General features: G+C 68.1%; 21 protein-coding genes. 14 read left to right on the forward strand and 7 right to left on the reverse strand.

What is annotated here, in order from left to right:
* The 4 genes from ACWELQ_RS09175 to ACWELQ_RS09190 form a co-directional block, all read left to right on the forward strand.
* Positions 1 to 612, forward strand: a 612-nt coding sequence (locus tag ACWELQ_RS09175; RefSeq protein WP_452396511.1) for an NAD-dependent epimerase/dehydratase family protein, incomplete at its 5' end; no start/stop codon positions are given.
* Between the two features lie 31 nt (positions 613 to 643).
* The gene (locus tag ACWELQ_RS09180; protein ID WP_452396512.1) at positions 644 to 1,657 is read left to right on the forward strand and encodes an Rv2578c family radical SAM protein; all 1,014 of its coding nucleotides are present in this window, start codon (positions 644 to 646) and stop codon (positions 1,655 to 1,657) included.
* A 190-nt stretch (positions 1,658 to 1,847) separates the two neighbouring features.
* Complete coding sequence (locus ACWELQ_RS09185) at positions 1,848 to 3,755, forward strand: 2-oxoacid:acceptor oxidoreductase subunit alpha (RefSeq protein WP_452396531.1); 1,908 nt, start codon at positions 1,848 to 1,850, stop codon at positions 3,753 to 3,755.
* Positions 3,755 to 4,834, forward strand: coding sequence for a 2-oxoacid:ferredoxin oxidoreductase subunit beta (locus tag ACWELQ_RS09190; protein WP_452396513.1), 1,080 nt, complete (start codon positions 3,755 to 3,757; stop codon positions 4,832 to 4,834). The genes ACWELQ_RS09185 and ACWELQ_RS09190 overlap by 1 nt, the downstream gene beginning before the upstream one ends.
* Before the next feature lie 10 nt (positions 4,835 to 4,844).
* On the opposite strand, the gene ACWELQ_RS09195 is transcribed toward ACWELQ_RS09190, so the two are convergent.
* Together ACWELQ_RS09195 and ypfJ are read right to left on the reverse strand one after the other, a co-directional pair.
* A complete protein-coding gene (locus ACWELQ_RS09195; protein ID WP_452396514.1) occupies positions 4,845 to 5,402 on the reverse strand; it encodes a hypothetical protein in 558 nt (185 codons plus the stop codon).
* A gap of 162 nt (positions 5,403 to 5,564) precedes the next feature.
* Positions 5,565 to 6,488 carry a KPN_02809 family neutral zinc metallopeptidase gene (gene ypfJ, locus ACWELQ_RS09200; protein ID WP_452396515.1) on the reverse strand — a complete coding sequence of 308 codons (924 nt, stop codon included), beginning with the start codon at positions 6,486 to 6,488 and terminating at the stop codon, positions 5,565 to 5,567.
* 119 nt (positions 6,489 to 6,607) lie between these two features.
* Between ypfJ and aspS the strand changes: the two genes are divergently transcribed.
* Positions 6,608 to 8,401 (forward strand): aspartate--tRNA ligase, encoded by a 1,794-nt coding sequence (gene aspS / locus ACWELQ_RS09205; RefSeq protein ID WP_452396516.1) that lies wholly within the window; start codon positions 6,608 to 6,610, stop codon positions 8,399 to 8,401.
* A 66-nt stretch (positions 8,402 to 8,467) separates the two neighbouring features.
* Here the strand turns inward: aspS and ACWELQ_RS09210 are convergent, their stop codons facing one another.
* A complete protein-coding gene (locus ACWELQ_RS09210; protein WP_452396517.1) occupies positions 8,468 to 9,529 on the reverse strand; it encodes a hypothetical protein in 1,062 nt (353 codons plus the stop codon).
* Between the two features lie 195 nt (positions 9,530 to 9,724).
* Between ACWELQ_RS09210 and ACWELQ_RS09215 the strand changes: the two genes are divergently transcribed.
* Positions 9,725 to 10,894 carry a phosphotransferase family protein gene (locus tag ACWELQ_RS09215; RefSeq protein WP_452396518.1) on the forward strand — a complete coding sequence of 390 codons (1,170 nt, stop codon included), beginning with the start codon at positions 9,725 to 9,727 and terminating at the stop codon, positions 10,892 to 10,894.
* Positions 10,895 to 10,989: 95 nt separating this feature from the next.
* Positions 10,990 to 12,348 (forward strand): replication-associated recombination protein A, encoded by a 1,359-nt coding sequence (locus ACWELQ_RS09220; protein WP_452396519.1) that lies wholly within the window; start codon positions 10,990 to 10,992, stop codon positions 12,346 to 12,348.
* Between the two features lie 88 nt (positions 12,349 to 12,436).
* Here the strand turns inward: ACWELQ_RS09220 and ACWELQ_RS09225 are convergent, their stop codons facing one another.
* Positions 12,437 to 13,096 (reverse strand): CatB-related O-acetyltransferase, encoded by a 660-nt coding sequence (locus ACWELQ_RS09225; RefSeq protein WP_452396520.1) that lies wholly within the window; start codon positions 13,094 to 13,096, stop codon positions 12,437 to 12,439.
* Between the two features lie 71 nt (positions 13,097 to 13,167).
* On the opposite strand from ACWELQ_RS09225, the gene alaS reads away from it, so the two are divergent.
* The 4 genes from alaS (at position 13,168) to ACWELQ_RS09245 (ending at position 18,770) form a co-directional block, all read left to right on the forward strand.
* The gene (gene alaS, locus ACWELQ_RS09230) at positions 13,168 to 15,834 is read left to right on the forward strand and encodes an alanine--tRNA ligase (RefSeq protein WP_452396521.1); all 2,667 of its coding nucleotides are present in this window, start codon (positions 13,168 to 13,170) and stop codon (positions 15,832 to 15,834) included.
* Between the two features lie 131 nt (positions 15,835 to 15,965).
* Entirely contained in the window at positions 15,966 to 16,487 is a 522-nt protein-coding gene (ruvX, locus tag ACWELQ_RS09235) for a Holliday junction resolvase RuvX (RefSeq protein WP_452396522.1), read from the forward strand.
* Positions 16,484 to 17,971, forward strand: coding sequence for an endolytic transglycosylase MltG (gene mltG / locus ACWELQ_RS09240; protein WP_452396523.1), 1,488 nt, complete (start codon positions 16,484 to 16,486; stop codon positions 17,969 to 17,971). The genes ruvX and mltG overlap by 4 nt, the downstream gene beginning before the upstream one ends.
* A complete protein-coding gene (locus ACWELQ_RS09245) occupies positions 17,961 to 18,770 on the forward strand; it encodes a shikimate dehydrogenase (protein ID WP_452396524.1) in 810 nt (269 codons plus the stop codon). The genes mltG and ACWELQ_RS09245 overlap by 11 nt, the downstream gene beginning before the upstream one ends.
* Before the next feature lie 6 nt (positions 18,771 to 18,776).
* Here ACWELQ_RS09245 and ACWELQ_RS09250 read toward each other — a convergent pair whose 3' ends face one another.
* The gene (locus ACWELQ_RS09250; RefSeq protein ID WP_452396525.1) at positions 18,777 to 19,238 is read right to left on the reverse strand and encodes a DUF3291 domain-containing protein; all 462 of its coding nucleotides are present in this window, start codon (positions 19,236 to 19,238) and stop codon (positions 18,777 to 18,779) included.
* A 13-nt stretch (positions 19,239 to 19,251) separates the two neighbouring features.
* A complete protein-coding gene (locus ACWELQ_RS09255; RefSeq protein ID WP_452396526.1) occupies positions 19,252 to 19,869 on the reverse strand; it encodes a helix-turn-helix transcriptional regulator in 618 nt (205 codons plus the stop codon).
* Between the two features lie 122 nt (positions 19,870 to 19,991).
* Here ACWELQ_RS09255 and ACWELQ_RS09260 point away from each other — a divergent pair, with 122 nt between their 5' ends.
* Positions 19,992 to 20,465: a B-4DMT family transporter gene (locus ACWELQ_RS09260; protein WP_452396527.1), complete on the forward strand. Its 474-nt coding sequence runs from the start codon at positions 19,992 to 19,994 to the stop codon at positions 20,463 to 20,465.
* 68 nt (positions 20,466 to 20,533) lie between these two features.
* On the opposite strand, the gene ACWELQ_RS09265 is transcribed toward ACWELQ_RS09260, so the two are convergent.
* Positions 20,534 to 20,968: a MarR family winged helix-turn-helix transcriptional regulator gene (locus tag ACWELQ_RS09265; RefSeq protein ID WP_452396528.1), complete on the reverse strand. Its 435-nt coding sequence runs from the start codon at positions 20,966 to 20,968 to the stop codon at positions 20,534 to 20,536.
* 150 nt (positions 20,969 to 21,118) lie between these two features.
* Here ACWELQ_RS09265 and ACWELQ_RS09270 point away from each other — a divergent pair, with 150 nt between their 5' ends.
* Complete coding sequence (locus ACWELQ_RS09270; RefSeq protein WP_452396529.1) at positions 21,119 to 21,511, forward strand: hypothetical protein; 393 nt, start codon at positions 21,119 to 21,121, stop codon at positions 21,509 to 21,511.
* The coding region (locus ACWELQ_RS09275; protein ID WP_452396530.1) for a multicopper oxidase domain-containing protein at positions 21,469 to 22,022 on the forward strand (554 nt) is incomplete at its 3' end. The genes ACWELQ_RS09270 and ACWELQ_RS09275, both read left to right, overlap by 43 nt.

Consider the following 22,022-nt stretch of genomic DNA (forward strand, 5'->3'; position numbering starts at 1 on the left):
CCGCGGTCGGTCGATCCGGATCTGCCGGTCTACGACCGGTCCAAGTGGCAGGGCGAGATCGAACTGCGCAAGGTCATCGACGACGGCCTGGATGCGGTGGTCTGCAACCCGACCGGTGTGTACGGTCCGATCGACAACACCAACTCGCGCATCAACTGCACCCTGTGGGACGCGGCGCGCGGCCGGGTGCCGGTCATGATCAGCGGCGGCTTCGACCTCGTCGACGTGCGTGACGTGGCCCAGGGCCTGATCCTGGCGAGCGAGCGTGGCCGCACCGGCGAGAACTATCTGCTCGGTGGCCACTTCACCGATATGTTCCAGGCCACCCGCACCGCGGCCGAGGTCAACGGAAAGATGAAGCCCGCCTTCGCGATTCCGGCCAAGGTTATCAATGCCTGTATGCCGGTGATGGAGCCCGTCGCCAAGGCGTTCGGCAGTGACCGCATCTCGCGCGCGGCCATGGGCGCGCTGCTGAGTGCTCCGATCGTCGAACATTCCAAGGCCACCGAGGAACTCGGCTACCGCCCGCGGCCCGCCGAGCAGACCATTCGGGACCTGGTCGCGTTCTACAACGGGCAGCCGATCGAGGCCGACACGCAGAAGATCGCTTGACAGTAGTTAGAACACATGTTCGACTTGGGTGGTGCGGTGGCAACGGCAAACCCTAGGCGCTGACGACGGCGCGCTGCCCGGGCTCGAACGTGCGGGTTTCGTACGCAGCGTACAGACGCCCGAGTTCGAAGGCATCACGTTTCACGAGGTGCTGTGCAAGAGCGCCCTGAACCGGGTGCCCGAATCCACCCTGCCCTTCAGCTGGACCATCAATCCCATGCGCGGGTGCTCGCACGCGTGCCGCTACTGCTTCGCCCGCGGCACGCACGAGTACCTCGACCTGGACGCGGGCGCGGATTTCGACTCGCAGATCGTGGTCAAGACCAATGTGGTCCCGATCCTGCGGCGCGAACTGCACCGCAAGTCCTGGCGGCGGGATTCGGTTGCGCTGGGCACGAATACCGATCCCTATCAGCGCGCCGAGGGGCGCTACCGGCTCATGCCGGGCATCATCTCCGCGCTGACCGAATCCGGGACCGGGTTCTCCATCCTCACCAAGGGCACGCTGCTGCGGCGGGATCTGCCGCTGCTGACCCAGGCCGCCGGGCAGGTGCCGGTGCACCTGGCGGTGTCCATCGCGATTCTCGACGAGGAACTGCACAAGGGTCTCGAGCCCGGCACGCCCTCGCCGCGCGCCCGGCTGGAACTCGTCCGCGCCCTCGCCGAGGCTGGGTTCGCGGTGAATGTCATGGTGGCGCCGGTCATTCCGTACCTCACCGACTCCAACGCCCATCTCGATGAGATCTTCGGCGCGATCGCCGACGCCGGAGCCGCGGGGGTGACGGCGTTTCCCATGCATCTGCGCGGGTCCACGCGCGGCTGGTTCCTCAACTGGCTGGCCGAAGCCCACCCGGCGCTGCTACGTCGCTACCGGCAACTGTATGGTCGCAGTACTTCGGTGACCCCGGAGTATTCTGCGTGGCTACGCGGCCGAATCGAGCCGTTGCTGGAGAAACACCGCTTGAACCGCGAACGGCAGGCCGAACCCGAGGTACGCGCCGCCGAATCGCACACGCCCGATACTCAGCTGGCGTTGTTCGCCTGACGTCGGTTCTTTGATCGAAACCATTGCGCTTCACGGGTGTGTCGCGAATATTGCGGAGTAGTTTGGCGTTGGTACCTCACACCTGACTAGGAAGTGATGCGCGCGCATGGTTTCGCAGCATGATGACTCTGTGACGACTCCGGGTGCTCCCGGAGCGGCTGCGCTCGGAAGCGGCGGCGGCACAGAGAAATTGGCGGTCGAGAAACTGGAAAGGGTCGTTATCCGCTTCGCGGGCGACTCCGGGGACGGCATGCAGCTCACCGGTGACCGTTTCACCCACGAGGCGGCCGCGTTCGGCAATGACCTTGCCACCCAACCGAACTTCCCCGCCGAGATCCGCGCACCTCAGGGCACGTTGCCCGGGGTGTCGTCGTTCCAGATCCAGATCGCGGACTACGACATCCTGACCGCCGGGGACCAGCCGGACGTACTGGTCGCCATGAATCCTGCTGCGCTGAAGGCGAATCTGGAGGATTTGGCCCGCGGAGCCATGGTGATCGTTAATACTGACGAATTCACCAAACGCAATTTGGCGAAGGTCGGCTACGCCGGTGATCCGCTCACCGATGACACGCTGACCGATTTCGTCGTGCACCGAGTGCCCATGACATCGCTGACCCTCGGAGCAACCGAACCGACCGGTGTGGGCAAAAAGGACGGCCAGCGCGCGAAGAATATGTTCGCGCTCGGCTTGCTGTCGTGGATGTACGGGCGGCCCATCGGCGGCACCGAGCAGTTCATGCGGGAGAAATTCGCGGCCAAACCGGATGTCGCCGAGGCAAATATCCTCGCATTTCGGGCAGGGTGGAATTACGGCGAAACCACCGAGGCCTTCGCCACCACCTACGAGGTAGCGCCCGCGACGCTGCCGCCGGGCACCTACCGGCAGATCACCGGGAACACCGCGCTCGCCTACGGCATCGTCACCGCCGGGCAGCTGTCCGGGCTGCCGGTGTTCCTGGGCACCTATCCGATCACCCCGGCGTCGGACATCCTGCACGAGCTGAGCAAGCACAAGAACTTCGGCGTCACCACGTTCCAGGCCGAGGACGAGATCGCGGGCATCGGCGCGGCCCTGGGCGCCTCGCTGGCCGGATCGCTCGGGGTGACCAGCACGTCCGGTCCGGGTCTGGCGCTCAAGAGCGAGACCATCGGCCTGGCCGTCATGACCGAATTGCCGCTGCTGATCATCGACGTGCAGCGTGGCGGGCCGTCCACCGGTCTGCCCACCAAGACCGAGCAGGCGGATCTGTTGCAGGCGCTCTACGGCCGCAACGGCGAATCACCGGTGGCAGTGCTCGCGCCGCGCTCACCGGCCGACTGCTTCGATACAGCGGTCGAGGCCGCGCGCATCGCGCTCACCTACCGCACCCCGGTGCTGCTGCTCTCGGACGGCGCGATCGCCAATGGCTCCGAGCCGTGGGCGATTCCGCAGGTCTCGCAGCTGGCCCCGATCGACCCGGCCTTCGAAGCCGATGGCTCCGACGAGGATTCGTTCCAGCCCTACGCGCGCGACCCGGAAACCCTCGCCCGCCCGCTGGCCGTGCCCGGCACGGTGGGCCGCGCGCACCGCATCGGCGGTCTCGAAAAGGCCGACGGCAGCGGCAATATCTCCTACGAACCGGCCAATCACGAACTCATGGTGCGGTTGCGCCAGGCCAAGATCGACGGCATCGCGGTCCCCGATCTCGAGGTCGACGATCCCGGCGACAAGGCCGAACTGCTGCTCATCGGCTGGGGCAGTTCCTACGGGCCGATCGGCGAGGCGTGCCGGCGGGCGCGGCGGCGCGGGGTGCCGGTGGCGCAGGCTCATCTGCGGCACCTGAATCCGTTGCCCGCCAACCTCGGTGAGGTGTTGCGCCACTACCGCACGGTGGTATGCCCGGAGATGAACGGCGGTCAGCTGGCCATGCTGCTGCGCGCCCGCTACCTCGTCGACGTGCAGCCCTGGACCAAGGTGGCCGGAACCGCCTTCCAGGCACAGGAACTGGTCGGTGTCATCGACGCGGCGCTGGACGGGTCCATCGCCGAGATGGAACAGGCCAAGGCGTTCACCGCTCGTGCGCGGGCGACCTATCGCACCACAGGGGGTAAGTAATGACGATCCTCGAAAACCCGCTCGTGGGTACCGATCTCGGGCTCACCGGGCTGTCGGGCGTACCCGCCGCCGACGGGGCGCAGAAGGCCAAGGACTACACCTCCGATCAGGAGGTGCGCTGGTGCCCGGGCTGCGGTGACTACGTCATCCTCGCCACCGTGCGCGGATTCCTCGCCGAACTCGGGCTCAAGCGCGAGAACCTGATGTTCGTCTCCGGCATCGGCTGCTCGAGCCGGTTCCCGTACTACCTGGAGGCGTACGGGATCCACTCCATCCACGGCCGCGCCCCGGCCATCGCCACCGGCATGGCGGTGACCCGGCCCGACCTGTCGGTGTGGGTGGTGACCGGCGACGGCGACGCGCTGTCCATCGGCGGCAATCACCTCATCCACGCGCTGCGCCGCAATGTGAACATGACGATCCTGCTGTTCAACAACCGGATCTACGGGCTCACCAAGGGGCAGTACTCGCCGACCTCGGAGCCGGGCAAGGTCACCAAGTCCACCCCGATGGGCTCGGTCGACCACCCGTTCAACACGCTGTCGGTGGCATTGGGTGCGGAGGCGACCTTCGCCGGGCGCGCCCTGGACTCCGACCGGGCCGGACTCACCGAGGTGCTGCGCGCCGCCGCCGAGCACCGCGGGACGTCCTTCGTGGAGATCCTGCAGGACTGCCCGATCTTCAACGACGGCTCCTTCGACGCCCTGCGCCGCGACAACGCCGAATCCCACCTCATCCGGCTCCGCCACGGCGAACCCATCCGCTTCGGCGCGGACCGCGAATTCGCGGTGGTCCGTGACGGTTTCGGCCTGAAGGTGGCCAACGCCGCCGCCGTCGCCGAATCCGACATCGTCGTCCACGACGCCTACACCGACCACCCCGAATACGCCTACGCCCTGTCGCGGCTGTCGGATCAGGACCTCAACCACGTCCCGATCGGCATCTTCCGCAGCGTCGCCCGCCCCACCTACGACGACGGCGTCCGAGCCCAACTCGACACCGCCGCCGAACGCAAACCGGTGAGCGAGAACTCCCTGCAAGACCTGCTCACCGGCCGCGAAACCTGGACGGTCGGCTGACTTTTCGCCGCTACGAGGCCACGAAGGCGTTCAGCATGCGCTGGAACAGATCGTCGAAGCGCTTGCGGGCCGCCTTCTGGTCATCGGTGAGGCCGTCGGACGACTCGGGCGCGTAGACGATCAAATGCACGTCCTGATCAGGTGATTGGGGCATGTAGTCGATGATCGACGTGCCCTTGTCGTCCTTCTCCGGGGTACCCATGTCCACGGCGGCGAGGGCTTTCACCTCGGCGGTCGCCGCGCCGATGACATCGGCGGGCAGCGTGCCCTCCACCGGCTGCGCGTTGTTGTCGGCGCGCTTGATCGCGTGCCCGTCGGCCTGAACCTGCAGCGACGGATGCAGATCGGTACGGGTCTGCCATCCGGCGGGCATCGCGGTGAGCGTGAACAGGGCGACCGCGGGCATGGGTGCCTGCGCCGGAGTGGGCGCCGGGACCGGGTCGGCCAGGGCGAATGCGCCTGTGCCCGTGACCATCACCGCCGCCAGTCCGGTCATTGTGGCGGCCCGCCACCAGTGCTGCCTGCCGCCCTGTCTGGTTTCACCGAAAAGTCCTGTCGCCGCGGCCATCCGCATCGCATCCCTCCGAATTCCCTTGCGGGCACCCACCCGCCGCCGCCGATTCTGCCGCCCGTCGCCGCCCGCACCCACACCGCCACGCCGACCCCCGAGGCGACGATGTCCCCGGCTCGGAAGCCGGGGACATCGGGGGTGTGCGGGTGTGGGTGAAGGTCAGCGGAGGCCGGGTGGGTTGGAGAGGTCCTGGGCAGAGAAGGTGTCGCAGGATTTGACCTGGCCGGACTTGTAGCCGGAGAGGAACCATTTCTGGCGTTCCTCCGAGGAGCCGTGGGTCCAGGCTTCCGGGTTGACGCGGCCGGAGGAGGCTTGCTGGATGCGGTCGTCGCCGACGGCCGAGGCGGCGGAGAGGGCGTCGCGGATGTCGTTGTCGGTCAACGGCTTCAGGAAGGGGGTGCTGGAGCCGGGGGCGGGGAGCTTGTCGGCGTAGTAGGCCCAGACGCCCGCGTAGCAGTCGGCTTGCAGTTCGGTGCGGACCGCGCCGGAGGTGGGGCCCTTCGGGTCGCGCTGGGCGCGGTTGATGTCGCCGAGCAGGTTCTGGATGTGGTGGCCGAACTCGTGGGCGACCACGTACTCCTGGGCCAGCGGGCCGCCGCTGGAACCGAAGCGGTCGACCAGTTCCTGGAAGAAGCTGGTGTCGAAGTAGGCGGTCTGGTCGGCGGGGCAGTAGAACGGGCCGACCGCGGAGGAAGCGCGGCCGCAGCCGGTGTTCACCGCGCCGGAGAAGAGGTTGAGCTTCGGGACCACGTACTTGCGATTGGTCTGCTTGGGCAATTCCGTGCCCCAGATGGCGTCGAGGCTCTGAGCGGTGAGGATGACGCGGCAGTCGACGTACTTGTTGGCGTCGGCACCGGTCTTGCAATGCGTCGGCAGCGTGGTGCCGCCCGACTTCGCATTGGAGTCCGCGCCGGTGAACTGGCCCAGAATGCTGCCCGGATCGCCGCCCAGCAGCAGCGCCGCGATCACCGCGATGATGCCCAGCGCGCCGCCGCCGAGGACCAGACCACCGCCCATGCCGGGTCCGCCACCCCCGCCACTGGCCCGGTTCGGGTCGATTTGCAGGCCCTCGTTGAAGGTCATGGCCATTACTGTGACACGGGCGAGTCGATTCCGGTTTCCACTCGCTGAACGTGTCTCTCTACGATGGGTCTGCACCTGGTCGCCCTAGCCGGTGCTTCGAGTCCGTCGAAAGGAATCCCGTGCTGCGCACCCACTTGGCTGGTTCGCTGCGAAGCGAGCACGCCGGTCAGACCGTCACCCTCACCGGATGGGTGGCGCGGCGTCGAGACCACGGTGGCGTGATCTTCATCGATCTGCGTGATGCGTCGGGTGTGTCGCAGGCCGTCTTCCGTGAAGGCGAGCCCGCCGAGGCCGCCCACAAGCTGCGCAACGAATTCGTCGTGAAGGTCACCGGCGTGGTGGAGAACCGCCCCGCCGGCAGCGATAACCCGAATCTGCCGACCGGCGCGATCGAGGTCAATGTGACCGCGCTCGAGGTGCTCAACGAGGCCGCGCCGCTGCCGTTCCAGCTCGACGACGAGCCGGGCGAGGAAGCCCGCCTGCGCTACCGCTACCTGGATCTGCGCCGCGAGGGCCCCGCCCACGCGATCCGCCTGCGCTCCAAGGTCAATGCGGCCGCCCGTGAGGTGCTGGCCAAGCACGCGTTCGTCGAGGTCGAGACCCCGACCATGACCCGCTCCACCCCCGAGGGCGCGCGCGACTTCCTGGTTCCGGCCCGCCTGCAGCCCGGCAAGTTCTACGCCCTGCCGCAGTCGCCGCAGCTGTTCAAGCAGCTGCTCATGGTCGGCGGCATTGAGCGCTACTACCAGATCGCGCGCTGCTACCGCGACGAGGACTTCCGCGCCGACCGCCAGCCCGAGTTCACCCAGCTCGACATCGAGATGAGCTTCGTCGAGCAGGAAGACGTCATCCTGCTCGCGGAGGACATTCTCGCCGCGCTGTGGAAGCTGGTCGGCTACGAGATCTCCACGCCGATCCCGCACATGACCTACGCCGACGCCATGCGCCGCTACGGCTCCGACAAGCCCGACCTGCGCTTCGGCATCGAGATCACCGAGATGATGGAGTACTTCAAGGACACGGAGTTCCGTGTCTTCCAGGCTCCCTATGTCGGCGCGGTCGTCATGCCCGGCGGCGCTTCGCAGCCGCGTCGCCAGTTCGACGCCTGGCAGGAGTGGGCCAAGCAGCGCGGCGCGAAGGGCCTGGCCTACATCACCTTCCAGGAGGACGGCACCCTCGGCGGCCCGGTCGCCAAGAACCTCACCGACGCCGAGCGTGAGGGTCTGGCCAAGCAGGTCGGCGCGAACCCGGGCGACTGCGTGTTCTTCGCCGCCGGTGACGCCAAGTCCAGCCGGGCCCTGCTGGGCGCGGCGCGTGGCGAGATCGCCCGCAAGTGCGGCCTCATCGACGAGAACGACTGGGCGTTCGTCTGGATCGTGGACGCGCCCATGTTCGAGCCCGCCGCCGACGCCACCGCCAGCGGCGATGTGGCGCTGGGCCATTCGGCCTGGACCGCGGTGCACCACGCGTTCACCTCGCCCAAGCCCGAGCACCTGGACAGCTTCGACACCGATCCGGGCTCGGCGCTGGCCTACGCCTACGACATCGTCTGCAACGGCAACGAGATCGGTGGCGGTTCCATCCGTATCCACCGCCGTGACGTGCAGGAACGCGTGTTCAAGGTGATGGGCATCGGCGATGAGGAGGCGCAGGACAAGTTCGGCTTCCTGCTCGACGCCTTCTCCTTCGGCGCTCCGCCCATGGGCGGCATCGCCTTCGGCTGGGACCGCATCACCGCGCTGCTGGCCGGGATGGACTCGATCCGCGAGGTCATCGCGTTCCCGAAGTCCGGTGGCGGCGTCGACCCGCTGACCGACGCGCCGACCCCGATCACCCTGCAGCAGCGTCGCGAGGCGGGCCTCAACGCCAAGCTGGACGCCGACGGCAACCCGGTCAAGGAAGACGCGAAGTAGCCGACCCTGAGACAGCGGTGCCCTCCGATCTCGCCGAGATCGGAGGGCACTGTCGCGTGTAGGGGGTTAGACCGGAACGACCAGTCGGCCCGTCAGGACGCGATACGCGTAGGTGGTGGCGATGGCGCAGACCGGACCCGCCACCACCAGACCGAGCCCGCACAGCAGCGCGCCGACCGCGGTGATGATCAGCACCGCCAGCGCCAGCAGCGACACGTGCAGCGCGTTGGCGATCACCAGCCGGACGCTGGACTGGATGGCTTGCAGCGGATTCTGATCCTGGTCGATCACGAAGTGCAGCGCGAACATGCACAACACGCCCACGATCACCGCCGGAACGAAGCAGGCGATGGCGGCCACGAAGCACAGCGCGAACACGATGAGCGCGGTGATGAGCACATTGCCGGCGTTCACGAAGCCGAAGAAGGCCGGGAAATCCGGTGGCGTGCCGTCGGTTTCGTAGAGCGCGCCGCGGATCATGGCGGCCTGCAGCAGCCACACCACCAGCGACACCACCGCGAACAGCAGAATCACCGCCGAGAGCGACTGCACATCAACCATTCTCACCAGCAGCGTGACCACCAGCCAGGCGATCAGGCCGATGAGCACCATGCCCACCCAGGGAACCGGATTGAGCCGGAAGCGATCCCAGCCGTAGGTCACGGCCGCGCCCACATCGAGGGTCTCGCGGGGCGGCGCGTAGGACTGCTGCGGCGGGACCTCACCCGGCTGTGGACCCCCTTGCGGCGGGATTCCGCCCGGTGGGAACCCGCCCGGCGGAGGCGGATTGCCCGGCGGCATACCCCCGGGGGACTGATACTGGGGCGGTGTCGCACCGGCGTAGCCAGGAGGTGGCAGCGGCGCGCCCGACTGCGGGGGCAGTGGTGGCGGGGGTTCGACGGGCTCGCTGCCGTAGTGCGCGGAGCCCGGTCCCTCGAACTGCGGATATCCGGCCATACCGGGCAATTGGTGGCGGCCGTGCGCCGGGCCCGGTTCGGGTGCGCCGGAATACGGTGCGGGCTCGGGGTTTTGGTGCTGGCCGGTCTGCGGCGGATACTGTTCACCGCCGCCGGGACCGGGGCGATCGCCGGCGGGGCCATACGGTGCTGAGGGCGGCGTGCCAGTCATGGTCGCAAGCCTTTCACATTTCCCGGTTTACGGTGTGGCGCACAGCAAGTGACCATGAGACAACTAGACCCTCCTGGTTGTGTCAAGCAACCAGCGCCGCGTGGGCAAACCCTTCACAAAGACACGCCGTCCGACGCGCGAAAGGTTGCGCAACCGCTCGCTGAAAGTGACCTGACGGGAGTAACTTGGGTTCCGATGACCGCACTATTGGCCGAACGCGCCGCCGAAGTCGTGTCCGCGGCACAACAGTTGCTCACAAAGCGAATGGGTGCTGCGGTAAAGCTGAGCGATCCGATGGAACTCAGCGGTAGTGGTAGAACAACGGTCCTACGCGTCCGTGTTGCGGAGAACGCCTTTTCGCTACCACGCACACTGATTGTGAAGCAGGTTGCGGGCACGGCGAACCAACGACGCACCGGGGGTATGGCTCCCGGTGTCGCCAGCATCGACTCCGCATTCCTGCGCGAGGCGGTCTCCTACCAGTTCACCACCGCGTTGGGCCGCGACCATCGCCCCGGCGCCTACCTGCTCGGCTACAGCCTGCCCGACCGCCTGCTCATCCTCAGCGACCTCGGCGAGAACCTCTCGCTCACCGCGGTGCTGCAGGCCGCCGCGGAACCCGCCGGGCGCAATGCGCTGATGGCGTTCGCGCAGGCGCTGGGCCGGATGCATGCCGCGACCGTGGGCCGCGAGGCCGACTTCGTCGCGCTGTTGCGCCGGGTCGATGTGGTGCATCGCGTGGACGGCATCGCGCAGCAGGCCGAATCCGCGGTCGCCGAGGTGCCGATCATGTTGCAGCGCGAGCTGGGCATCGAGGTGCCCGGGGAGATCGCCGAGCGCATCGTGCGCGGCAACCGCCTGTTCTCGGCCGGACGCTACCGCGCCTTCAGCCCCTCGGACCTGTGCCCGGACAACGTCATCCTCAACGACGAGGGCGCCCGCTTCCTCGACTACGAGTGGGGCGGCTTCCGCGACGCCACCCTCGACATCGCCTACGCCCTGGTCTCCTTCCCGGGTTGCCTGTGCGATTTCGAGCTCTCCCGCGAACGCGCCCGTCAGATGGTCGAGGCCTGGCGCTCCGAGGTGGTCGCCGTCTGGCCCGCCCTCGCCGACGACGATGTCCTCGCCGAACGCATCCTCGAGGCGCGCCTGATCTGGGTGTGGCTGTCCACCTACTGGTTCCTGCCCGCCGACCACACCCGCATCGCCGCCGCCCGCGAACACGGCCTCTCCATCCCGCGCTCGGCCGCCCTCATCAACCGCTGGGCCGCCCTCGCCGAAGACGCCCGCTGCACCGGCGACGACACGCTGGGCGACTTCGCCGAGCACGTGTCGGCCACGCTCGAAGAGCACTGGGAGGAATAGTCCTCCGCGTTGGTGCGGGCCGGAATCCGAACGAGATTCCGGCCCGCACCGCTGTGTGTCCGGGAGTGTCGGAGCCGATGGGTAGGGTCTTCGAGGTGAGTGATGGGCTGTTCGATGCGCCGGGCACGCAGGCCGTAGCCGACGAATTCGAGGCGGCGTCCGCGCGTATTCCGAGTGGGGACGACCGGTTCGCGCCGTTGGCGGTGCGGATGCGGCCGCGCACGCTCGATGAGGTGGTGGGGCAGCAGCATCTGCTGGGACCCGGGTCGCCGTTGCGGCGGCTGGTCGAGGGGTCCGGGGCCGCGTCGGTGCTGTTGTACGGGCCGCCGGGAACCGGGAAGACCACGCTCGCCTCGCTGTTGTCGCGGGCGACCGGGCGGCGGTTCGAGGCGCTTTCGGCGCTTTCGGCCGGGGTGAAAGAAGTGCGAGCGGTCATCGATCTGGCTCGGCGGCGGCTGACCGCGGGGGAACAGACCGTGTTGTTCATCGATGAGGTGCACCGGTTTTCGAAGACTCAGCAGGACGCGCTGCTGGCGGCGGTGGAGAACCGGATCGTGCTGTTGGTCGCGGCTACCACGGAGAATCCGTCGTTCTCCGTGGTGTCGCCGCTGCTGTCGCGGTCGCTGGTGTTGCAGTTGCAGTCCTTGTCGGAGGACGACATTCGCACGGTGTTGAAGCGGGCGATCGAGGATCCGCGCGGGTTGGCGGGGGAGTACACGGTCACCGACGAGGCACTCGATCACATCGTGCGGATCGCTGGCGGTGATGCGCGGCGCTCGCTCACCGCGCTGGAGGCGTCGGCGGAATCGTCCCTGGACGGGACGGTGGACGTGAAGCTGGTCGAGGCCAGCGTCGACAAGGCCGCCGTGCGCTACGACCGCGCGGGCGATCAGCACTACGACGTGATCAGCGCGTTCATCAAATCCCTGCGCGGCTCCGACGTCGATGCCGCCCTGCACTATCTGGCCCGCATGATCAGCGCGGGCGAGGATCCGCGATTCATCGCCCGCCGCTTGATGATCCAGGCCAGCGAAGAGGTCGGCATGGCCGACCCGACCGCGTTGCAGACCGCGGTCGCCGCCGCCCAGGTTGTCCAACTGGTCGGTATGCCGGAGGCGCAATTGGCCTTGACCCAGGCCACCATCCACATCGCCACCGCCCCGAAATCGGGCGGCGTGGTCAAGAGCCTCGCGGCCGCCATGGCCGACATTCGCGCGGGCAAGGCGGGCGCCGTCCCCGCCCACCTGCGTGACGGCCACTACGCGGGCGCGGCAGCCCTCGGCAATGCCCAGGGCTACAAATACCCTCACGACCACCCCGACGGCGTTCTCGCCCAGCAATATCCACCGGACGAACTCGTCGGCACCGACTACTACCAGCCCACCGACCACGGCTACGAACGCGAAGTCGGCCCCCGCGTCACCAAACTCCGCCGCATCGTCCGGGGCAAGTAGCGTCGCTCGACCTCCGCACCCGGTGCCGAATTGCACTGGGTGCCATCGATGATCGACCGATGTACCGCGAATCCGTCTGCGGCCCTGGTCAGTCGGAGAGCAGTCCCTCGTGGATCGCGATGCGTTCGATCTCGCCGGGGGTGCCGCCCATGATCTCGCGCACGTGTTCGGTGACGAGTTCGATCGGCCAGTCCCACCAGGCCGCCCGCAGGAGGCGCTGTACGTCCGCGTCGGGGAAGCGCTGTTTGACCACCTGGGCCGGATTGCCGCCCACGATCGTGTAGGGCGGGACGTCGGAGGTCACCACCGAACCGGTGGCGATGATCGCGCCGTCGCCGATCGTGACGCCCGGCATGATCAGTGAGTTGTAGCCGATCCACACGTCGTTGCCGACGATCGTGTCGCCCTTGGAGGGGATCGAGGTGATGATGTCCATCGTCTCCTCGGCCCAGGTGCCGCCGAAGATGGTGAACGGGAAGGTCGACACGCCCGAAGTCGCGTGGTTGGCCCCGGCCATGATGAAGCGGGTGCCGGTGGCGATGGCGCAGTATTTGCCGATGATCAGCTTCTCGGGGCCGAAGGCGTAGAGGACGTTGTTGGTCTCGAAGGCCGTCGGGTCGCCCGGATCGTCGAAGTAGCTGTAGTCGCCGACCACGATATTCGGCGAGGTGACGTGCGGTTTCAGGAACACGGTGCGAGGTGCGTGGGGGAGCGGGAAGCGCTGGGATGGGTCGGGGATCACAGTCACCCGGGCGATGGTAGCTATCGCCCGGTGGTGGGTGGAAACTCCCTGGACCGGGACCGGTAGGCTGGATACCTGTGCAGACCCACGAGATTCGACGGCGCTTCCTGGAGCATTTCGTAAAGGCCGGACATACCGAGGTACCGAGTGCCTCGCTGATCCTGGCCGACCCCAACCTGCTGTTCGTGAACGCAGGCATGGTCCAGTTCGTTCCGTATTTCCTCGGTCAGCAGACGCCGCCCTTCGCGACCGCGACCAGCGTGCAGAAGTGCGTGCGCACCGGCGATATCGAGAACGTCGGCGTGACGACCCGCCACAACACCTTCTTCCAGATGGCCGGCAACTTCTCCTTCGGCGACTACTTCAAGCGCGAGGCCATGCAGTTCGCCTGGTCGCTGCTGACCAAGTCCGTCGAGGACGGCGGCTACGGCTTCGACCCGGAAAAGCTCTGGGTCACCGTCTATCTCGACGATGACGAGGCCGAGCAGATCTGGCGTGAGCTGGGTGTGCCGGACGCCCGCATCCAGCGTCGCGGCATGGCCGACAACTACTGGTCCATGGGCATCCCCGGCCCGTGCGGCCCGTGCTCGGAGATCTACTTCGACCGCGGCCCCGAGTACGGCGTCGAGGGCGGCCCCGAGGCCGACGAGGACCGCTACCTCGAGATCTGGAACCTCGTGTTCATGCAGAACGAGCGGGGCGCCGGGCGCGGCAAGGACGACTTCGAGATCCTGGGCCCGCTGCCCAAGAAGAACATCGACACCGGCATGGGCATCGAGCGTGTCGCGTTCCTCCTGCAGGGCGTCGACAACGTCTACGAGACCGATCTGCTGCGTCCGATCATCAACAAGGCCGAGGTACTGACCGGCCGCTCCTACGGTGTCGAGCACACCGACGATGTGCGCTTCCGCGTCATCGCCGACCACGCCCGCACCGCCGCCATGCTGATCGGCGACGGCGTGAACCCGGGCAATGACGGCCGCGGCTACGTGCTGCGCCGCCTGCTGCGCCGCATCGTGCGCTCGGCCCGCCTGCTGGGTGCGGAGAAGCCGGTGATGGGCGAGTTCATCAAGGTCGTCTCCGAGCTGATGGCCCCCTCCTACCCGGAGCTGGCCACCGATTTCAAGCGCATCGAGACCGTCGCCGTCGGTGAGGAAGCCGCCTTCCTCAAGACCCTCAACACCGGCACCAAGCTGTTCGACGAGACCGTCGACGAGGTGAAGGCGCAGGGCAGCAAGAAGATCAGCGGCACCGACGCGTTCACGCTGCACGACACCTACGGCTTCCCGATCGACCTGACCCTCGAAATGGCTTCCGAGGCCGGGCTGCAGGTCGACGAGGAGGGCTTCCGCGCGCTCATGGCCGAGCAGCGCAAGCGGGCCAAGGAAGACGCGCTCTCGCGCAAGCACGCGCACGCGGACCTCACCATCTACAAGGAGTTCGTGGACCGCGGCGCGACCGAGTTCACCGGCTTCGACGAACTGGCCACCGAGGCAACCGTTCTCGCGCTCATCAAGGACGGCGTGCGGGTGCCGGTCGCCGAGGTCGGGCAGGACGTCGAGATCATCCTCGACCGCAGCCCGCTGTATGCCGAGTCCGGTGGTCAGATCGCCGACCGCGGTTCGATCGTCTCCTCGCAGGGCCTGAAGGTGGCCGTCAACGACGTGCAGAAGATCGCCAAGAAGGTGTGGGTGCACAAGGCCACCGTCGAGGCCGGTCAGCTCACCGAGGGCGACACCGTGCTGGCCCAGGTCGATCCGGCTTGGCGCAAGGGCGCGACCCAGGGCCACACCGGCACCCACATGGTGCATGCCGCGCTGCGACAGGTGCTGGGCCCCAACGCCGTTCAGGCCGGTTCGCTCAACAAGCCCGGCTACCTGCGCTTCGACTTCAACTGGCAGGGCGCGCTGACCGAGCAGCAGAAGGCCGATATCGAGGCCGTCTCCAACGACGCGGTCGCCGACGACTTCACCGTCAACACCTTCGTCACCGATCTGCCCTCGGCCAAGAAGATGGGCGCGATGGCGCTGTTCGGCGAGAACTACGGCGACGAGGTGCGCGTCGTGGAGATCGGCGGACCGTTCTCCATGGAGCTCTGCGGTGGTACGCACGTACAGAGCTCGGCGCAGATCGGGCCGATCACCGTGCTCGGCGAGTCGTCGGTCGGCTCCGGCATCCGCCGCGTGGAAGCCTTTGTGGGCCTGGACTCCTACCGTTACCTGGCCAAGGAGCGCGCGCTGCTGGCCGGTCTCGCGTCCTCGCTGAAGGTGCCCTCGGACGAGGTGCCCGGCCGCGTCGAGCAGCTCGTCGAGCGGTTGAAGGTGGCCGAGAAGGAACTCGAGCGCACCAAGATGGCGGCCGTGCTGGCCAGCGCCGGAACCTTCGCCGAGCAGGCCCAGCGGGTCGGCAAGGTGCTGCTGGTCGCCGCCGCCGCGCCCGAGGGCGTGGGCGCGGGCGATCTGCGCACCCTGGTGCAGGACATCAAGGGCCGCTTGGGTTCCGAGCCCGCCATCGTGGTGCTGCTCGGCAATGCCGACGGCAAGGTGCCGTTCGTCGCGGCCGTCACCAAGGCCGCCCAGGATCTGGGCGTCAAGGCCGGGGATCTGGTGGCCGCGTTCGGTCCGTCCATCGCGGGCCGCGGCGGCGGCAAGCCGGAGATGGCCCAGGGCGCGGGTTCCGACCCGTCGGGCATCGAGGCGGGCCTGGCCGCGCTGCGCACGCGGGTCGCCGAGCTCGCCGGGTAATGGCGGACTCCGATACATCCGACACACCCGGCCCCGATCACGGGGCCGGGTCCATCTCCGAAACGGGCTCTCCGGGGCCCGATTCGGGGCATTCCTCCGGATTTGCTCGCACGCCCACCGAAGCCTCCGGGGTGACGGCCGGGCGTGATTTCGCCGCCGAGCGACCCTCCGCCGAGCGGGATCCCGGTCGCGGCAGGCGCATCGGCATCGATGTGGGCTCCGTCCGCATCGGTGTCGCCTCCAGCGATCCCGACGGCCTGCTGGCCACCCCGGTGGAAACCGTGCCGCGCGCGAAAAAGGTCGCGCCCGGCACCCTGGCGTCCGATCTATCCAGAATTGCCGAGATTGTGCGGGAATACGAGGCCGTCGAAGTGATCGTCGGCCTGCCGCGCACCTTGCGCGGCGAGAGCGGGTCTTCCGCTAAGCTGGCGGCCACCTTCGCGGGGCGTTTGCGGGGTCTGATCACACCGGTGCCGGTGCGACTTTCCGACGAACGTTTGACTACGGTGTCTGCTGCACGTGCGTTGCGAGACAGTGGAGTTCGCGCACGCGGGCAGCGGCAGGTCATCGATCAAGCCGCCGCCGTGTCGATCCTGCAAGGATGGTTGGACGAACGGAGTGCCCTTTTGAAGCCGCGCGGTGATGACGCATGACCGACCGCTGGACGCGCGCTGAGGAACGCTACCGGCAGAACGCCGAACGGCGTTACCGCCGCGACGATCTGGAATGGTCCGAGGCGGACGATTACGAGGACGACACCACCGTCATCCCGCGCTACGAGGATGAGCGCTACGACGACGAGCACTTCGAGGGCGACGACTACGACGACGAGCCCCCGCTGGCGCCGGAGCCGCCACGCCGCAGCGCACCCCAGCGCGCGGAACGCACCGGCCGGGCCGCCAGTCGGTCCGGGCGCGGGCAGACCCGTTCGGGCGGCCGTGGCGGAGCCCGGCCCAAGCGTTCGCGCATGGCGTCGCGCAAGGCGGCCGAACGCAAGCGCCGTCGCCGCAACCTGTTCGTCATCGCGGGCGTGTTCGCCGTATTGTTCCTCGGCGCGGTCGGATTCGCGGCCTGGAAGTTCGTCGGCAAGCTGAGCCCGCCCGCCGACTTCTCCGGCCCGCAGGGTCCGCTGGTGGTCATCCAGATCAAGCCCGGCGACACCTCCACGCAGATCGCGCAGACGATGGCCGACAAGGGCATCGTGCAGAGCAGCGGCGCGTTCTACGAAGCGGCCGTGCGCAATACGAACATGAACTCCATCCAGCCCGGCTACTACGCCATCCCCGGCCACAGCAAGGGCTCGGAGGCGGTGACCGCGCTGTTCAGCAAGGACGCGCGGGTCGGCAATGTGGTCATCTCCGAGGGCCGTCAGTTGCACGACTCCAGCGATGTCACCACCAACGCGCGCAAGGACGGCATCTACCGCAAGATCGCCGAGGCCAGTTGCGTCGGCTCCGGCACCGCGGCCAAGTGCGTGACCTACGAGCAACTCGACCAGGCGGGCGCGAATCCCGATCCGGCCGCGCTCGGCGTGCCCGCGTGGGCGCTGGAGCGGGTCAAGTCGGCACCGGACCGCACGCGTCAGCTCGAGGGTCTGATCGCCGGTGGCACCTGGGATTTCGATCCCAGCGCCAGCGCACAGGACATCCTCAAGCAGTTGGTGGCCAGCAGTGCGCAGACCTACGAGGCGAGCGGGCTGCTGCAATCGGGCGCCGCCAACGGGCTCTCGCCCTACGACACGCTGATCGCGGCGTCGCTGGTGGAACGCGAGGCGCTGCCGCAGGACATGTCGAAGGTGGCGCGGGTCATCGTGAACCGGCTCGCCGCGCAGCAGCCGCTGCAGTTCGACTCCACCGTCAACTACACCCTCGCGCAGACCGAGGTCGCCACCACCGACGCCGACCGGAACAAGAAGACGCCGTGGAACACCTACGCCATGGCCGGGCTGCCCGCGACGCCGATCTCCGCGCCGTCGCTGGATGCCATGCGCGCCATGGAGAATCCCGCGCCGGGACCGTGGCTGTACTTCGTGACCGTCGACAAGCAGGGCACCACGTTGTTCACCGACAACTATCAGGAGCATCTGCGCAATATCGAAAAGGCCAGGCAGAGTGGAATCCTCGACAGTGGGCGGTAGTCGCAAGGCGGCCGTCCTCGGCAGCCCCATCTCGCATTCCCGTTCGCCGCAACTGCATCTGGCGGCCTATCGGGCGTTGGGCCTGGACTGGACTTACGAGCGCATCGAGTGCACGGGCGAGCAGTTGCCGGGCTTGGTCGACGGGCTCGGGCCGGAATGGGTCGGGCTGTCGGTGACCATGCCCGGCAAGGTCGCGGCGCTCGCCTACGCCGACGAGCGCACCGAACGCGCCGAGCTGGTCGGGTCGGCGAACACACTGGTGCGCACCGACTCCGGATGGCGCGCGGACTGCACCGACGTGGACGGCGTGCGGGGCGCGCTGGAAGGCGCGGGCGTGAAAGAGGTGGCCCGCGCGGTCGTGCTGGGTGCGGGCGGCACCGCCCGCCCGGCGCTGCTGGCGCTGGCGGATCTGGGCGCGCACACCGTCACCATCGTCGCGCGTGATCGCGGCCGCGCCGCCGACACCCTCGAACTGGCCGAACAACTGGGGATGTCGGCCGAGGTGCTCGGCTTCGATCCCGAGGGGCTGCTGTTCGTGTGCTCGGATGTCGACGCCGTCGTCAGCACCGTGCCCGCCGAAGCCGCCGCGGCCGTGGCCGATTCGATCGCCGCGGCTCCCGTCGTACTCGACGCCATCTACAACCCGTGGCCGACTCCGCTCGCCGAAGCGGTTGCGCGCGCGGGCAATACGGTCGTCAGCGGCCTGGAGATGCTGCTGAATCAAGCCTACGGGCAGGTGGAGCAGTTCACCGGCAAGCCCGCCCCGCGCGCGGAAATGGCCGCGGCACTCCAGGACTGAGCGACCCTACCCGACCGATTCGGGCAGTTCCGGTTCGAACGACTGGCGGAAGGTGAACGCGTCCGGCGTGGGCCCGTTCTCACGCAGGTGCTCGAGGCGGCGCATGGCGTCGCCCAGCTCCGGCACGCTGCCCTCCGGCACCCACCACAGCACCGTGAACACCTCGCGCAGCGGGACGAAGAATTCCCGGCGGCGGCGCACGTACTCCATGTGGGCGCTGCGATACACGTAGTCGAACAACGCCTCTCGCGTCTCCCACACGCTCATGTTCACGAGCATGTCCGGATCCTGGTCGTAGGGGCGCAGTGTCGTGGCGTTGTTGGTCTCGCCGTCGACCATCCGCCAGACGAAACCGGGGGAGGATTCCGCGAGCGCGTTGATCTCGTCGAGGGCGGCGTAGAAGTCGGCGACGCGCGGATCGCCTTCGGGTGCGACGAGTCGGCCGATATTGAGCTGTGCGAGGTGCATGCCCCGACTATAACTAATCGACATTGTTTTTAGAAAAGCTTACGCAGCATCGGCCAGGTGCCGGATCCATGCGCGCTGTCCATCCGGCCGCGGCCGCCGGACCGGCGAGCAACGCCAGATTCATGCCGCACACCAGCGGCGGGAAGTCCACGGCGAGCCGGTGAAAAGGGCAGTTGCGCAGGCGAATCACATCACCGTCGGCATACGGCTCATAGCCGTTCGCGCTCAGCGCCTCGAACAGGCTGCGCCCCTCCAACTCCGGGGCGTGTGCGGCCGCGACTCGCGCGATGGCATCCTCGAAACCCTCGTGCTCGACCACCTCGGCCAGAACCGTTGCGACCGTGCGATAGTCGCGCGCCGGAAGCGTCACCGAGAACTCGGCGTCGGCGCGCCGGTAGAACTTCGCGGGCCGCCCCGACCCGGGCCCGGTGCGGCCTTCCGGTCGCCGGAACACCGCGTCCAGCAGTCCCGCCTCGGCCAGTTTGTCCAGGTGGAACGCCGCGAGCGGGCGTTTGATCTCGACGGCTTCGGCCGCCTCGTCCCGGCTGACATCGTGGTCCGCGCCCGCGACATAGTCGTAGAGCCGCTTGCGGACCGGATCCTGCAGCAGGGCGACGGCTTCGATGCTCACTCCGCATTTCTAGCAGCGTGTCGGGCCCGCCCGCCCGCAGCGCCCCGCTCCCGCTATGGTTCTGGAACAAGTTTCAGTTCATCCGGTTCGCCAGAGCGGCCGCGCAGGTTAAGGTGATCGACATGAATGCGTGGGTGTTGCGCGCCGTGGGCTTGGGCGGGTTGACCGTAGTGCTGGAAACCCTGCTCGGCTTCGGCATGATGAGCTGGCCGACCGCGGGCGCGTGGATGCGAATCCTGTGCCTGATCGTGCTGGTCGTCGCCGTCGTGACCTGGGGTGTGCTGGACGGCCGCGCCGACCGGCGGGCCAACCCCGATCCCGAGCAGTCCTCGGATCTGACCATGCGCTGGCTCAAGGCCGCGCTCGCCGGCGGCGTCGGCGCCGGACTGGTCGCGTGGCTGCTGGACTTCATCCCCAAGTTCGATCTCGGCGATCAGGGCCTGCTGTTCAACATCACCTCCGGCGCGGCCTGGATCGTGCTGCTCATCTTCATCCCCGGCATGGTGGGTGTGACCGTCGGCCGCTGGCTGACCGGGCGTGAGCACCGCAAGAGCGCCCCGGCAGCCTCCTCGAGCCCGGAGCCCGCGAACGTCTGACGTTCCCGTTGTCGAACCCCGTGCCAACACCCTTGTGGCGCGGGGTTTTTCGTTGTCCGGGCCGTGTTTCAGTCCGCGTTCATCACCTCGATCTCCTCGGCCCAGGCGCTGAGGCCCGCGACGAAACCCTCGCGTTGGGTGGGGGTCAGGCGGGCCATTGCGCGCAGCAGCACCTCGCTGCGGCGGTCGATGAAGGCGCCGAATTCGGCGTGCCGTTCGGGCGGCACCGACAGCAGGGTGCGGCGATGGTCGGCCGGATCGCTGTCGCGGCGTAGCCATCCCGCGCGGGTGAGCTCACCGCTGAGCTGGCTGGTGTTGGTGAGGCTCAGGCCGAGTTGGCGGGCGGCGTCGCCGACGCTCACCGGTCCCGAGGACCACACGTAGGCCAGGACCGCGCCGTGGCGCGCGCCCAGGCCCGCCGCCTCGAACACCTGCCGCATCTCCGGTGACATGTCGCCCTTGGCGCGGCGGAGGTAGGCCGAGATCAGTGGTACCACAGCCACCAATCGATCCCGCATCTCGCTCTCGGCCGGATGTGCCTGCGCCACTGTGCCTCCCATTCTCGCCGTGCCGCCCACGGGTTCTTGACAGGCACCAGCATACAAGTTCAGACTTCTGAACTATTCAGAAACCTGAACTGTTGAGAGGTTGTCATGAGCGCACGGACCTGGCAGCGCGTGCTGCGCGCGAGCACCGCCCTGGTCACCCTCGATTCCTTCGCCCAGGCCATGTTCGCGGGGCGGTTCATGGCGGGAAGCTACGACGCCCTGGACGCGCACGCCGCCAACGCGGGGGTGCTGTTCGCCGGAATCCTGGTCATGACAATGTGTTTCGCCGCGGCCTGGCGATTCGCGGGCGTGCCCTGGTGGACGGCGGCAGTGGGGTTGGCGCTGACGCTGGCAGCGGGTATTCAAATCATGCTCGGCTACCGGATGGCGCTGGCAGTGCACATTCCGCTCGGCGTGACGCTGGTGGCGGGGTTGCTGGCGTTGACCATTCAGGCGTGGAGCACCACGACCGCGGCGATTCCGGCGGCGAGCCGGTGACCCTCTCGCGACGAGCCCTGTTCCGGACCGCGGCAGCGCTCGGCGTGGCGGGGGCGGCGGGGGCCTGGCAGCTGTCGGTCGATTCGCCCGCCGACCGGGTGCACCTGACCAGCGCGGCGCGGTTGCCCGAGCCGTTCACCCTGCCGCTGACCGTGCCGCCCGTGCTCGCACCCGAACGGCGCGACGCCACCACCGACTACTACCGGATCACCCAGCGGGTCGCGAATGCGACTGTGCTGCCCGGTTATTCGACGCCTGTGTGGGGCTACAACGGGACCTTCCCCGGGCCGACGGTGATCTCGGATCGGGCCCGGCGCACGGTCGTCACGCATCGCAACGAACTGCCGGTGCCGGTGGTGGTGCACCTGCACGGCGGGCACATCCCGGAGGAATCGGACGGGTATCCGACCGACCTGGATCGTCGTGGTTATCGTGGCCATCGCTCTGCTCGCGGGGATCGGCGTCCGGAACGCGGGAATGCGAGCGGCCAGCGGGGCCGCGGCCGCATTCG

The sequence above is a fragment of the Nocardia sp. NPDC004722 genome, from assembly GCF_053601505.1.

What these genes read in the sequence shown, in the direction of transcription:
- ACWELQ_RS09190 (WP_452396513.1), top strand. Translation starts at nt 3,755, where the DNA reads ATGACGATCCTCGAAAACCCGCTCGTGGGTACCGATCTCGGGCTCACC.
- ACWELQ_RS09195 (WP_452396514.1), bottom strand. Translation starts at nt 5,402, where the DNA reads ATGGCCGCGGCGACAGGACTTTTCGGTGAAACCAGACAGGGCGGCAGG.
- ypfJ (WP_452396515.1), bottom strand. Translation starts at nt 6,488, where the DNA reads ATGACCTTCAACGAGGGCCTGCAAATCGACCCGAACCGGGCCAGTGGC.
- ACWELQ_RS09210 (WP_452396517.1), bottom strand. Translation starts at nt 9,529, where the DNA reads ATGACTGGCACGCCGCCCTCAGCACCGTATGGCCCCGCCGGCGATCGC.
- ACWELQ_RS09215 (WP_452396518.1), top strand. Translation starts at nt 9,725, where the DNA reads ATGACCGCACTATTGGCCGAACGCGCCGCCGAAGTCGTGTCCGCGGCA.
- mltG (WP_452396523.1), top strand. Translation starts at nt 16,484, where the DNA reads ATGACCGACCGCTGGACGCGCGCTGAGGAACGCTACCGGCAGAACGCC.
- ACWELQ_RS09250 (WP_452396525.1), bottom strand. Translation starts at nt 19,238, where the DNA reads ATGCACCTCGCACAGCTCAATATCGGCCGACTCGTCGCACCCGAAGGC.
- ACWELQ_RS09260 (WP_452396527.1), top strand. Translation starts at nt 19,992, where the DNA reads ATGAATGCGTGGGTGTTGCGCGCCGTGGGCTTGGGCGGGTTGACCGTA.
- ACWELQ_RS09270 (WP_452396529.1), top strand. Translation starts at nt 21,119, where the DNA reads ATGAGCGCACGGACCTGGCAGCGCGTGCTGCGCGCGAGCACCGCCCTG.